This window comes from Streptococcus sp. oral taxon 064, from assembly GCF_001683375.1.
GTDB lineage: Bacteria > Bacillota > Bacilli > Lactobacillales > Streptococcaceae > Streptococcus > Streptococcus oralis_S.
The window spans coordinates 94,965-109,971 of sequence record NZ_CP016207.1; the positions used below are offsets into that span (position 1 = coordinate 94,965).

The following is a 15,007-nucleotide window of genomic DNA, read 5'->3' on the forward strand; positions in this document are numbered from 1 at the left end:
TTCTATCCAGACATTTAGAGTAAGAATTCTGTCATGTATCAGATTGTTTGTAAATTCATTCGTCTTCTCCACTAAGCAAGCAATTCCATAGAAAAAAGAAGATCACTTGGATCTTCCTTTTTCGTGTCTATCTTTCAAAGATAGACTGTCTGAAGTCGTCTGTAGCACGTAGATAAGCGTTGAAAATACGATACTTGAGTTGGGCGACACTGCTCTTAGAGCTGTCTGATAAGGCACGATCAATGTTCTTAGCTGAGGCATCCGCTAGTACTGCTAAGTACATATAATCTTGTAATTCCTCATAAGAAGAAATCGTAATTTGTCGTTTGCTATCTAGTTTTCCGGCTTCAAACTCGATGGTGATCGGGCGAAGGAAGTTTTGAGCCTTGTTGTATCGCTCATTCAACATAGCTTTCTTCAAATCCTTCCATGATTCATACTGACTACCGTAGAGGTTTTTAAGGATCCGATCATCTCCAACTACTCCGACATCTCCACGGTTCCAAGTTGAGTAGGTCTTATCACCTTCTTTGAGAGCTTGGCCAGCGTATTGGCCAGATACATATGGGACAAATCCTTGTTGGTAGCCCTTGTCTCCTAGCAATTCATAGGCTCTACGGCGGAACATAAGTCCCCCAGGAGCACCAGTTGGATTGTCCAGAGCTGCATAGAAGGAAGCAAACATATTGATGACATAGTAGCCATTTCGTCCAAAGCTAGCTCTATCCCAACCATCGCGACGACCAATGATATTATGATCAACCAGAGCATCGACAGATTTTAGTTTGGCTGCTTCTTCGGCAGTTATAGGGACAATTCGATCATCAGCGTGGGCTTGTTTACCATAAGAAGTTTTTTCAAAGTTATAATTTTCAGCCTTACGGTACCATTTCATTTTCTGTTGATCAGTTAGAACACCAGTAACAACATCCCCTTCAACATAATCCAGAAGGTTCAGTACGTCAAAGACTCCATGCATGTAGTCTCGAAGAGCATCTGCTGAGGAGAATCGGGCAACAGGATCATAGGTATGGTAACGTGTGGTCGAATCTTTATCTCCCTGATAGAAGCTATTAAGTACGAGACCTTTTTCGCTAACATTGGTTACAGACTCTAACATCCCTGTAGCAAAACTCTCAGGTCCTTCACCCTCACGACGACCATGTCCTTCAAAATAGATAGAACCATCCGAGTTGTGGGTCATTTCATGGGTATAGACCATGGTTCCAGAAGCTCCCAGCATCTGGTCATAAACGTAGAAGACTTCATAACCATTGGCAAAGGCTCCTAGTCCATTGTCTCCGTGATACTTGCCAGCAGGGCCAAAGAAATTGTACATAGCAACAGAGGTCTTATCATTACGCGGAGCCCAATATTGCTGACCTTTATCATTATAAAGAAAGAAACCGTCTGTAACGATCACCCGTCTGAATAGAGTGTCTTTCCTGTTTGGACTTAAAATGTTGTACCACATGTCATAGTGGTTTCGTTGCCATTCAGCTGATTGATCCACAAGTTTTTCAACGTGTCGATGGAGTTCCTCGCCTGAGAGAACTCTACCACCTTCTTTCCTGTAGCCTCCAAAGCTACCAAAGGCAATAGTCGACATATTGCTGATGATATAGACATCTCTTTCAGGTAAGGTCAGAAGTTGGAGGACCATTTGCTTGAAGCCCCAATCTCCCTGAGTCAGTCTGTCGTAGACCTTGATTGTATACTTACTCTTACGATCTGCATTGTCTTGCTTAGCCTGAATTTCTGGCAGACTTGAACGAGCTTCTACGATATAAGCCTTAGTATTTTCCTTGAACCACTCACTGTTGGTTTTATTTGGCAAGAAGAGTTCACGCAGACTTTCTAAGTAAGCAAAGAGGTCTCCTTTGCCTTTTTCCTTGGCTAGAGATTGTCGGTAAGTATTGAAGTTATTTTGTGCTCGAAGATTGCCCATTCCAGAGTTACCGAGAGCAATGATGGTATCCAGTGTCGAAGCTGCTTGATTGCCGAAGAAATCAAACTTATAGGCATTAAGGTCCTTGGTGTTGAAAGTTCCATAGTTGACATTGTACCAACGATTGAGATAGGTCAGACCAAGCATGAAGGCCTCTTTGTTCTGCAGAATCTTTTGGCTAATCGCATCCGCTACGGCAGGGCCTAGGGTGTTAATCGACTTGTCAACTGAAAGCACCTTGAGGAGCTCCTGACCTAGTTCAGCCTTGGTTTGTTCAAAGGCTTTTTCTAGATAAAGATCATCTAAGGAAGCTGTTTCACCAATTCCTAATACTTTACGCACTGCAGCTGAGTCATAGGTCACAGCTCTGAGTTCATCCAAGACACTCTCTTTAATGGTCTGATAGTCAGATAAGAAGGCCTCTGGCGTATAGAGCAAATTCTTATCAGCAATGCTATATTCAGCAATCTGGCCATTGGCAAAATCACCCTTATAGGTCAGATCGAGATAAGCGATCGTCTTATCTGCATAATGCAGCATCAGTCTATTGATTTCACCCTTATGGCTGTTGACATCTGTTATCAGTGTCTCATCTTTCATCGGAACCACATCTAGCAGGGCTACTTTGTTGAGTTTATCATCTTCAGCTAATTGGTTGGCTGTATGAACGATGAAGTCTTTGTTGTAGAATGGTAATAGTTTTTCTACATTTTCGTAGGCTTGCTTTCTGGACTCCTGGGCTCCCCTCACTCGACTATAGTCTGTTTGATGCTGATAAGCTTGCTGCAATGGTTCCTGGTCCGTCAAGTTTGAAGTGATTCCAAAGGACTGGCGTTTGGCTTGCGCATCGGCCTCTGAAATAGAACGGACAAAACGCTCATCTTTTCGATTTGCTGTAGTTCCTTCAAGAACATAAGAGTCCCGAACAGAAGCCTCAGGATAGGGATCTCCTGTCATCGCATGACCATTTTGAACCTTGACACTGGTCAAGATATTTCGGACCTGTCCATTGTTCCAAGTGGATCCGATCGCTCCACCGACTTGGCCAGAATGACCTCCATTTTGGATAGAACCAGTCACATAAGAAGTTTCTAATCTAGCTCCATTTTGCAAGCGACCAATCAAGCCTCCAACACGCTGGTCTCCGTTTCTACCCGTTACTTGGATAGATACATCCGCCTGACTCTTCTGCGCCAGTGATTGGTTGCCGTGGAAATTACCGACCAGGCCACCAATATTGTACTCCTGCCCTCCATCTTGGGTGCTGGAAATTGTTCCTTTAAAGGCAACATTGGTTAGTTTTGTGTTTTGGGCAACTCCTACCAGTCCACCGATATGCTTGTTTCCAGATAGACTACCACTTACAGAAACATCCGTAATCGTTGCATTTTGAGCATTGCTAGCCAAGGTCCCTATAGAGTCCTTACCTGAAACTGCAGCCGATTTCAAGGTCAGTTGCTGGATGGTGGCATTTTTCAAGGTTGCAAAGAGTGGTTTTGCCAAGTTGTAGATGGTATAATCTTTGCCATCCACTCGGCTAGTTAGACTACCTGAAAATTCTTCTGGAACATAGCTTGTCGCAGAATGTTCTAACTCAACCTCATCTGCTGAAACATCTGCTCCTAGTTTGAAGTTTCCAGTCGGGTTTGACTTCATGGCCTCTATGAGCGCTTTGAAGGACGTATAGACACCTTCTTGACTAAGAGGCGTTTTTGGCAATTCAAAAGAGTAATCTGGACGATAATGATCCCCTTCTCCCTCGACGAGCTGATTAGCTGATACCGTTACGGAATAGGCATTGCCCTTATCTGTAATCTTAGAAACAGGTAAGAGCATATCCTTGAACTTGTCTGACTGAATGCGGACATAGTAGTTGTCTAAATCAGATGGAACTTCCGACAGGGATAGGTAACGTCGGTAGTGACTACCATCTTTACCGTACAGTTCGATACGATCAATATCTTTGATTTCAACCTTCTTATAATCTAGCTGAACTGGGCGTTGATCCTCTATACTAGTTTGTTCCCCTTGACCCAGGTCATATTTCATGACAGTTTTGAGGGTATAAGGAGTATAGTAGTCCAAGTCATCAAGTGTCAATTTTTGAGTGAGGTCCACAAGGTCGACTTCCTTGATCAGCGTTTCGCCCTTGTATAGCTGCACTTTGGCTGATTGATAGCTTGCTGTAGCATCCGTCAAGTGATAGCTAAGAGAAACTTGGCGTTGATCTTCTTCCTTCTCGACACTGACTAAAGAGAGTGTTGGTTTTCTCTTGACTCCATCCAGAGCTTGACGAGCTGCCTCGAGATCCGTCCGAACTTGATCGACCAAGGCTTGATTGGCGAAAGGATTGTCCAAAACGAGCTTGGCCTGATCTAGAGCACGGCGATAGCGGAGTTTGGTTTGTTCATCAGCATACTGGTAAGCAACTGTAGACTGAGTCACATCCTTCATGTCAAATTCAACTCCAAGAGTTTTCTTATCAACAGGTTGGCCGTCTAGATTATTCTTAGCAGTTTCAAGGGCATTTTTCAAGGAATCAACCTGTTCTTGACTGGCATGAGATGCCTCAAATAAAGCTTGGGCATTTGCAACTGCCTGTTTATAAGACTCCTGATCTGCAGTGGTATCATTGAAATACTGATGCGTTTTCTGGATGCTCTCAGCTTCTTCCACTAATTGGTGTAAGGGTTCGAGGTCGAGGGTTCCTTTTTCTGGTTCCACAGGAGCGTGATCCGCATTTGTAGAAATTGGTTTTGTACCGACTTTGATAATCTGAGGAACTGCTTCTTTTGTGATAGTGTTAGAGATTTCCTCTGTATTTTCGACTTTTCCATCTACTAAATACTGACGAGTCACAATCGTACGCACGCCCTCTTGACCTGCTTGACTAACTTCTCTTTGCCCCAATGGCAGGTCTGCACTTTCCACTTCCTTGGTTGGATAGGGTTCAGCCACTGTTGTGGTAACGTCCTTTTCTTCAACGTTTAAGCTTGGAACTTCATTTACAGGAGCGTCTGTTGGTTTCTCGCTAACAGGAGCTGTTCCGACCGTTACGATCTCTGAAACTGCTGGAGTTGTCACTTCGTTAGAGATTTCCTGGCTTCTCTCTACTTTGCCATCTACTAAATACTGACGAGTCACAATCGTACGGACGCCATCTTGACCAGCTTGGGTTATCTTGGTCTGACCAACTGGCAAGCTATCACTCTCTACTCGTTCTCGAGTGTAGGGTTCTGCTACCGTCGTAGTAACATCTTTTTCTTCAACGTTTAAGCTTGGAACTTCATTTATTGGGGCGTCTGTTGGTTTCTCGCTAACAGGGCCTGTTCCAACTGTTACGATTTCTGAGACCGCTGGAGTCGTCACTTCGTTAGAGAGTTCCTGGCTTCTCTCTACTTTTCCATCTACCATGTACTGACGGGTGACGATTGTACGGACGCCATCTTGACCAGCTTGGGTTATCTTGGTCTGGCCAACTGGTAAGCTATCACTCTCTACTCGTTCTCGAGTGTAGGGTTCTGCTACCGTCGTAGTAACATCCTTTTCCTCAACCTCTAGACTTGGAACTTCATTTACAGGAGCGTCTGTTGGTTTCTCGCTAACAGGGCCTGTTCCAACTGTTACGATTTCTGATACTGCTGGAGTTGTCACTTCGTTAGAGAGTTCCTGGCTTCTCTCTACTTTTCCATTTACCATGTACTGACGGGTGACGATTGTACGCACTCCATCTTGACCAGCTTGAGTTATCTTGATTTGGCCAACTGGCAAGCTATCACTCTCTACTCGTTCTCGAGTGTAGGGTTCAGCCACTGTTGTGGTAACATCTTTTTCTTCAACGTTTAAGCTTGGAACTTCATTTATTGGAGCGTCTGTTGGTTTCTCGCTAACGGACTCCCCTGGGCTTGGTTTTGTAGGAGAAGGGATCTTGCTTCCGACTTTTCTAATCTCAGAAGTCGGCTCAGTCGTTACCTGATTGGAAACCTCCTCTGTATGGATCACCTGACCATTTAAAAAGTAGCTGCGGGTCACGATGGTACGACTACCATTTTTCCCTGCCTGAATCACCTCAGTTTGACCTTGCGGCAAATCATCCGCCTCTACTTCCACCACTTGGAAAGGAATAATCTCTGTACGACTGGTATCTTTACTATCAACCTTTAACTCTGGTTGTTCAAATACAGGAGCATCACTTGGTTTCTGAGAACGATACTCTTCCTGCGCTTGGCTTCCGTTCGAAGTTTGGACTGGAGTATCAATAGGAGCCGAATGATTCAACTCTTTCTTGCCATCAACTGGAGAGTTTACTTCTTTTTGAGATTTCAAATACCCTACATATTGGTAGCCTTCAATCGTAAGTGGGGATTGCAATGTTTCCCCGACCTGTACAGTCAATTCCTGATTATAGTCTGCCAGCATTTGATTTGTCAAAGCCAAGGAAGTTGGCGCAATCAGCTGACTTCCTAGACTGGTCAAAAGCATGAATGAAGCAAGTTTCTTGCGATCATCTCTGCCCAGTTTAATCGCTACGACCAGTAGCACAATGCCTGCCCCTGCTGCAATTGAGCTAATGAGTTGGCTGTGACCAGTTGCAGGCAGCTGTCTCGTCGGACGATAAATCAAATAGTAAGTATCATCTGTTTCCTCAGCAAACTGTGGCAATTCTTTGACTACCAATTGCTTTTCTTGGTCCGTGAGCTCACTTTCTGTCACATACTTATAGTGAATCTGTTTTGTGACGGATGGCGTCTGTTCACTGGCTGCTACACTTGCAAGAGAACCTCCTCCACTAAAAAGGTAGAAAACCCCTACCAAAGCAGAAACTAAACCAACCGAAACTTTTCTCAATGAAAAACGTTGGTGCTTTTCTCCTAAATAACTTCTTTTCATTTCTAATCTTTCCTTCATCATGATTTGAATCCCCTCTATTCTACCGAAATTTACTAGATTATTCAATTTATTTGCTATAAATAATAGCCACAAAAAACTGCTAATCTTTTCAGTTCATTTACGCTGTCAAAATCCTTATCTTATCAGGTCTTGAATGCACAAACAAGATCATGGAGAAACCACAGAAAAATTCCTAGGTAGCCTTAAACCTAGGAATTTTCAAATTTTAATCAAACAGAATCGTTTCCTTATTTCTTGAAAATAGACTGTCTGAAGTCGTCTGTCTCACGAAGATAAGCGTTGTAAATCTTCTTCTTGAGCAGGTTAACCCAGCTAGCTTCGACACGGCTAGTAGCATTGGTAATGTTGCGTACATCCTCTGCCACGGCTGCGTCCATCAACTGCTGCATCTCTGCATAAGAACGAATGGTTACTTTCTTGGTACTGTTTGGATTTTTAAGCTCGTACTCAATGGTAATTGGCTTCAGCTTGGTCAGCTGATCAATTCGCTCCTTGTACATGGCCTTCTTGAAGGCTACCCAAGAGGTGTATTCACCCTTGAATACATTTTCCAAGACTTTCTGGTCTGTCACGAGACCAACATCTCTTCCGGACCATCCGTCCCACGTTTTCATCCCTTCATCAAAGGCTTCCTGAGAGTACTGACCGGAAACATAAGGGACAAATCCGTCATGATAGCCCTTGGCTGCCAGTAATTCATAGGCTGTGCGACGGAACATAACGTCACCAGGTGCTCCATTTGGATTGCTCAAGGCTGAGTAAATTGGTGAGAAGAGGCTGAGACTGAGGTAGCCATTTCGACCATATTTCCCACTTTCCTTGTTCTCCCGACGAGTGATCACATCATTTTCAATCAGGGAATCAAAGGTCTTCAGCTGCTTGATTTCTTCAGCAGTGAAGCTTCGCGTCTGGTTACCAGCGTGGGTCTCCTTACCATACTTATCTGTAATATAGTAATTCTCCATCTTCCTGAACCACTGTAACTTGGCAGCATCACTCTGCTTCAGCATAGAAGTACCTTCTAGATAGTCCAAGGTGTAGATCATGTCAAACATACCATGAACATAGTGTTGCAGATCTGCTGCATTTTTAACACGCTCCTTGAAATTATAGGTATGCATACGTGTCTTAGAATCCTTGTCCACCTTGAAGAGAGTATTGAGCGTAATAGTTGGTTCATCTGCGCTCGGCGAAGATTGCAAGAGTCCACGAGCATAGAGTTCCGCACCCAAGCCCTCACGACGGCCATAACCTTCAAAGTAAATTGCACCGTCAGAATTATGGGTCATTTCATGGGTGTAGACAGAGTTTCCATAGTCTTCTAACAATTTAGCAGCATCAAAGTGAGTTACACTACCCGTAGCATAGGCATTATAGCCCTTGCTTGGATACCACTTGCCAGCTGGTCCAAAGAATTCCTGCATAGCCTGTGATTTTTTGTCATTAGCTGGAGCCCAATATCTTTGACCATTCTTGTCAACCAATGAGAATCCATCATAAACCAGAACCGAACGGAAGAGCTTGTCCTTGCTTTCTGGACTGAGAATCTTATACCAGAAATTATAGTGGTCGCGCTGGTATTCAGCTGTTTTTCTCACTCTGTCTTCGACATATTCAACTAGTTCTGCGTCTGTGCGCACTCTGTTATTGGCATCCAGGCGGTAGCGATCATAAGCTCCCATAGAGAGGGTAGACATATTAGAGATAGCATAGACACCTTTCTCCGTCATGGTCAAGAGTGGCAGGAGCATGCCCTTGTGTTCCCAATTATCTGCAGTAATCTTGTCATAAACACCGACAGAGTACTTGCTCTTGCCCTCGGCTGCGTCCTGAAGCTGTCTCGCTTCTGCTACATCGGACTTAGCCTCAACGATGTAGGCTTTTGTATTGGTCTTGAGCCATTCATTATTGGTCTTGTATGGTAGGAAGAGCTGACGGTAGCCTTCAAGGTAATTGAAGAGTCCTCGCTTGCCAGTTGCTTCAGAGAGCGAATTATCATATGCTGTATAGTTGTTCTTAGCCTTTAGATTCTCAAGTCCTGATTTCCCTAAAGAAATGATTGTATCAAGAACCGAAACGTCATTCTTACCATAGAAATCCAACTTGTAAGCCGATAGGTCCTTAACATTAAAGTTGTCATAGTTGATATTATACCAACGGTTAAGGTAAGTCAACCCTAATAGGAAAGCTTCTTTATCAGCAAGAATCTTCTTAACAAGATAATCCTTAACTACTTCACCTTCAGTATTGATAGCTTTATCCATAGCTAGCACTTTGCGAAGCTCACCTGATAGCTTGCTTTTCACTTGCGTAAATGCAGTGTCTAAGTATAGTTCATCCAAAGAAGTATCTGCGGCTACTCCGAGAGCTGTACGCATAGCTGGCGAATCAAGAACGACTTTGTTTAACTCTGGCAGGACTTGATTTAGAATACTAGTATAATCTGATACAAAGGCTTCTGGAGTATAAAGAAGGTCTAACCCCTTGATACTATACTCAGCAATGCCTTGGTTGACGAAATCTCCCTGATAAGATATTTCTAGGTAGTCAATAGTATTGTCCATGTAGTGCAGCATCAAACGATTGATTGCTGTTTTATTGCTATGGATATCAGTGATAACCTGGTCGCCCTTCATCGGAACAACATCCAGTAGGTACTCCTTGTTCAACTTATGCTCTTTCGGGATCTTGTTCGCAAACGAAACAATGGTTTCTTTATTGTAGAAAGGAAGCAGTTTCTCCATATTTGCATAAGAATATCCACGGTCGAATTGAGCATTGTTTACCTCACCATAGTCGACATAACGCATATTTAGATTCGTGTCATCTAGGCTAGTCGTGATGTCCATAGCAGTCAGTTTTTCTTCCATTTCTTCTTGAGTAATAGTAGAAGTAACAAACTGATCGTTTTTCAAGGTTTCACTTTTAGCAACTTTATATGCTTGCGTAATGCGGTCGTTTTTGTAGCCCTGATCCCCAGAAATACTGTAAACATTTGTACCGCTAACATTACTGATCACATTATCAACTAAACCATTAAAGTAGTTCGAGCCGACCACTCCACCGATTTGACCGCTAGTGGTTGCATTATATAGTTTTCCTGTCACATACGACTTGGTGATTCGAGCATTGTTTTCTAGACGTCCAACCAAACCACCGATACGTTGTTCATTTGATCGTGCACCACTAATAATCGTTACATCTGCTTTACTTTGGCTAAGAAGAGATTCTCCTCCTTTAAGGTTTGCAACCAAACCACCTACATTATAAGCTTTGATTTGTTGACTGTTAGATAGGATAGTCCCCGTAAAGGAACTATTCGTGATTTTCGTATTGGTTCCATTAACTACTAGACCCGCTACGTTAGAGGCGTTGCCTACTACCGATACTCTCCCCAGAACAGAAACATCTGTGATTAGCGCATTCTCCGCATTGCGTGCCAGAGCAGCCGAGTCATAGGTACCCACGATATTCACGTCTTTAAAGTCGATATTGGTAATAGAAGATCCGTTCTTGAGGTTTTCAAATAAAGGCTTGGCTAGATTGTAAATCGCATATTGCTTGCCATTTTGACTACCCGTCAGACTGCCGGTGAAGTTCCCCTTGAGATAGACATAATCAGCAGGAGCTAGGTTGACCTCGCTCGCATCCAAATCAGCTCCCAACACATAATTTCCTGCCATATTTCGCTTCATAGCGTCTACCAATCCAGCAAAGCTGGTGTAGACATTTTGCTGACTTGGGACTGCCTTACTGATGTAAAAGTCGTGCCCAGACTTGTATCCTATCTCACTTTCTTGGACGAGTTCAGGAAGGGCTACATTAACCTTATAGACTGCCTTGCCATCTTTCTCTGCTTCAGCAATGCTGTGAACTGGTAGGAGAATTTCCTTGGATTCGCTTGACTTGATTTTGACGAAGTAGGTAGACAGATCCGTAGGCATAGAGCTCATCGATACAAAGCGCTTGTATTGGTCATTTTCTTTATGATAAAACTCAACAGAATCAATATCACGGAAGGCAATCTTCTTGTATTCTAGCTCAAAGTTACGACTGTCTGTTTCAAACTCAGTAAAGCTGCCATTATCGAGTTCATAAGTCAACTTGGTTTTTAGAGTGTAGCCTGTGTAGTAGTCTAGGTCGCCAATTTTCAAGCTGCCAGCAAAGTTGGTAATCGGAAGAGTGCGAATCAGCTGGTCTCCCTGGTACAATTCTGCAGTCGCTGAACGGAAGGACTGGGTCTGGTCTTCCAATCTATATTGGACCGTCACCGACTTATCATCAGCATTCTCAGTCAGACTTAGAATGGAAACAGTCGGCTTGACTTTAGGCACTCCATTTAGTGCTTCTTTGGCTGCTGTCAGGCTAACAAGAGCTTGGTTGACCTGTACTTGTGTAGCAGTCTGATTGTTCAAAACTCCCTCTGCCTTGGTCAATTCGTCAGTATAAGCTGTCTGCTTTTCTGAATCCGCATTCTTATATTTAACCGAGGTTTTAACCGTTGGATTTAAATCGTACTCAGTCTGAAGAGCTGTTTTAACAACTTCAAGACCACTTAATTGCGCCTTGGCTTGATTGATTTGTTCCACCAGTTGGTTGACTTCTGCTTGGCTGGCTTGGGATTGGCTCAGAATCGCTTGGCCTGCCGTCAAAGCAGCATCATAGTTAGCTTGATGACTCTGACTATCGTTGAAATAACGGGCCTGAGCTTTAATCTGATTCGCTTCTGCCAAGAGACTATGCAGTGAAATTAAATCGAACTCCTCTAAAGCGTCTGCTTTCGGTGCATCACTTGGTACCATAGTTGGCTTAGCCGTGCCGACTTTGACAATTTGCGTTACTGGAGCTAGGGTTTCCTCATTAGACAACTCTTGGCGGTCGATTTCCTGACCATTGGAACTGTAGACTCGAGTCTTAATCGTACGCTCACCCTCAGAACCCGGAGTTGTGATTTGACGAGCATCTCGAACAAGCTCATCGGTTTCTTCTTCACGAATGCTAAAGTTGATTTTCTCAACCCGAGTTTCGTCGGTATAAGTTAGCGGATACTCTGGTAAAGCCTCTGCTTTTGGCGCATCGCTTGGTACCATAGTTGGCTTAGCTGTGCCGACTTTGACAATTTGTGTTACTGGAGCCAAGGTTTCTTCATTCGAAAGTTCTTGGCGGTCAACAACTTGACCATTGGAACTGTAGACACGGGTCTTGATCGTGCGCTCTCCCTCAACACCTGGTGTTGTGATCTGGCGGGTACCTTGGACCAATTCATCCGTAGTTTGCTCTTCAATGTTGAAGGCTATTTTCTCTACATGAGTTTCATCGGCATAAGTCAGTGGATACTCTGGCAGAGTCTCTGCTTTTGGCGCCTCGCTCGGCACCATGGTTGGTTTAGCAGTTCCAACTTTGACAATTTGTGTTACTGGAGCCAAGGTTTCTTCATTAGCTAACTCTTGACGGTCAACAACTTGACCGTTGGAACTATAGACACGAGTCTTGATGGTTCGTTCGCCTTGGACACCTGGAGTTATGATTTGACGAGCATCTTGAACAAGCTCATCCGTTTCTTCTTCACGAATGCTAAAGTTGATTTTCTCTACGCGCGTTTCGTCAGTATATGTCAACGGATATTCTGGCAAAGCATCTGCTTTCGGTGCATCATTTGGTACCATGGTTGGTTTAGCAGTTCCGACTTTGACAATTTGTGTTACCGGAGCCAAGGTTTCTTCATTCGAAAGTTCTTGACGGTCAACAACTTGACCATTGGAACTGTAGACACGGGTCTTGATCGTGCGCTCTCCCTCAACACCTGGTGTTGTGATCTGGCGGGCATCTTGGACCAATTCATCCGTAGTCTGCTCTTCAATGTTGAAGGCTATTTTCTCTACACGAGTTTCGTCGGTATAAGTCAACGGATACTCTGGCAGTGCGTCTGCTTTCGGTGGATCGTTCGGTACCATGTTTGGCTTAGCCGTGCCGACCTTGACGATTTGTGTTACGGGAGCTAGAGTTTCCTCGTTGGACAACTCTTGACGGTCGATTTCCTGACCGTTAGAACTGTAGACGCGGGTCTTAATGGTACGTTCGCCTTGAACACCCGGTGTTGCAATTTGGCGGGTATCTCGAACCAATTCATCCGTATGTTGCTCCTCGATGTTGAAGGCTATTTTCTCTACGCGGGTTTCATCTGTATATGTCAGCGGATACTCTGGCAAAGCATCTGCTTTCGGTGCATCACTTGGTACCATATTGGGTTTAGCTGTGCCGACTTTGACGATTTGTGTTACTGGAGCCAAGGTTTCCTCATTAGACAATTCTTGACGGTCAACAACTTGACCGTTAGAACTATAGACGCGAGTCTTAATGGTACGTTCACCTTGAACACCCGGAGTCGCGATTTGACGACTTCCTTCTGGAATTTCATCTGTATATTGCTCGTCAATAGAAAAATCAATCTTTTCTATTCTAACCTCATCATTTGTAGTCAATTCCAACTCAGAATTCTCATGAATAGGAGCTGTTTCAGGATTTGTCCCATATTCCGTTAGTTCTGGAATCTCTTGAACTGGAACTGTATCAGAACCGGTGCCATACTCTACCAATTCTGGAACTTCGTGAACAGGCGCTGTTTCAGGAGTTGTACCATATTCTGTCAGTTCTGGAATCTCTTGAACTGGAGGCGTATCAGAACTGGTGCCATATTCTGTCAATTCTGGAACTTCGTGAACTGGAGATGTTTCAGGACTTGTGCCATATTCTGTCAGTTCTGGAGTCTCACGAACCGGAGACGTCTCAGGACTAGTTCCGTATTCTGTCAATTCTGGTGCTTCATGAACAGGCGCTGTTTCAGGAGTTGTACCGTATTCCGTCAGTTCTGGAACTTTGTGAACTGGAGATGACTCAGGGTTTGTGCCATATTCTGTCAATTCTGAAACTTCATGAACAGGCGCTGTTTCAGGAGTTGTACCGTACTCTACTAATTCTGGAACTTCGTGAACTGGAGTTTCTTTTGGTATCAAGTTAGTTGGAGCTGTTCCAACTAAAATAATTTCAGAAACAGGTTCAAGCGTCACTTGATCAGAAATCATTTCGCTTTTTACGATTTCTTGATCCTTACGAAAATGACGAGTCACTACTGTACGTTGACCTCGAACACCTGATTGTATAACTTTTGATTGCCCTTGAGCCAATTCATCGGTATATTGGTATTTTGTCTGATAAGGAAGTTCTTGAACTGACTCCTGCTCGCTAATTTTTAGTTCTGGTAAGTCATAAATAGGAGTTGAGCGTGTGAATTCAATCTCCTTAGCAGCTATAGCTTCTCTTTCTTCCTCTGTTAAAGTATCCCCCTTATCTGAAACAATCTCTTTCATATCAAGATTTGTTTCACTCGGTTTAAGTTCACTTCCCTTCTCTTTCTCCCAGTCAAGTGTCGGATTTTCCTTCTGAACAGAATGAGCTAAATGACTATCATTTTGTTCTTCATTCTTTAAGTAACCGATATAGTCGTAACCGTCAATTTTCAATGGCGCTGGCAGTGCATCTCCAAGACCCAAGTTAAGACTTTGATTATATGCAGCGAGCTCGATATTCGTCACTGCTAAGACTGTTGGAGATAGCAGTATGGATCCCATTCCAGTTACCAACAAGATAGAAGATAAATACCTCTTCCCATTTCTGCCTCTAACAACTACAAGCACTAGTAATGCAAGACCCATCGCTGTAAAAGTTGATTCCCAAAGGCCGGAGTGACCTGTCTTAGGCAATACTCCAGATGAATCCCCTTGAGTAGTCGGACGATAAACTAAGTAATAAGTCTCTGAAGCATCCTCAACATACTTTGGAATCTCCCTGATCAAGGCACTCTTCTCTGCCTCCGTCAATTCAGACTCCACTACGTAGTGGTATTTGACATGAGCAGACTGCTGACTTTGAATTTCTGCTGCCTTCACAGAAGTCAAGCCCCCAGCCATTTGCCCACTCAAAAAGAAGCTTCCAATAGTCGCCGAAACGAGCCCAACGGACAACTTCCGGAAAGAAAAGCGCTGTCGTTTTTCTCCATAAAACTGATGTTTCATTCTCAAAATTTCCTCTTCAATATATTATTCAATCCTTTCTATTCTACTCGATTTCACTTGATTATTCAAATTATTT

2 protein-coding genes are annotated in these 15,007 nt (G+C 43.6%); both read right to left on the minus strand.

What is annotated here, in order from left to right; genetic code table 11:
- Positions 1 to 127: 127 nt before the first annotated feature.
- Positions 128 to 6,838 (minus strand): ZmpA/ZmpB/ZmpC family metallo-endopeptidase, encoded by a 6,711-nt coding sequence (locus AXF18_RS00475; protein ID WP_172837203.1) that lies wholly within the window; start codon positions 6,836 to 6,838, stop codon positions 128 to 130.
- A gap of 248 nt (positions 6,839 to 7,086) precedes the next feature.
- A complete protein-coding gene (locus AXF18_RS00480; protein ID WP_065371317.1) occupies positions 7,087 to 14,931 on the minus strand; it encodes a ZmpA/ZmpB/ZmpC family metallo-endopeptidase in 7,845 nt (2,614 codons plus the stop codon).
- Positions 14,932 to 15,007: the final 76 nt, after the last annotated feature.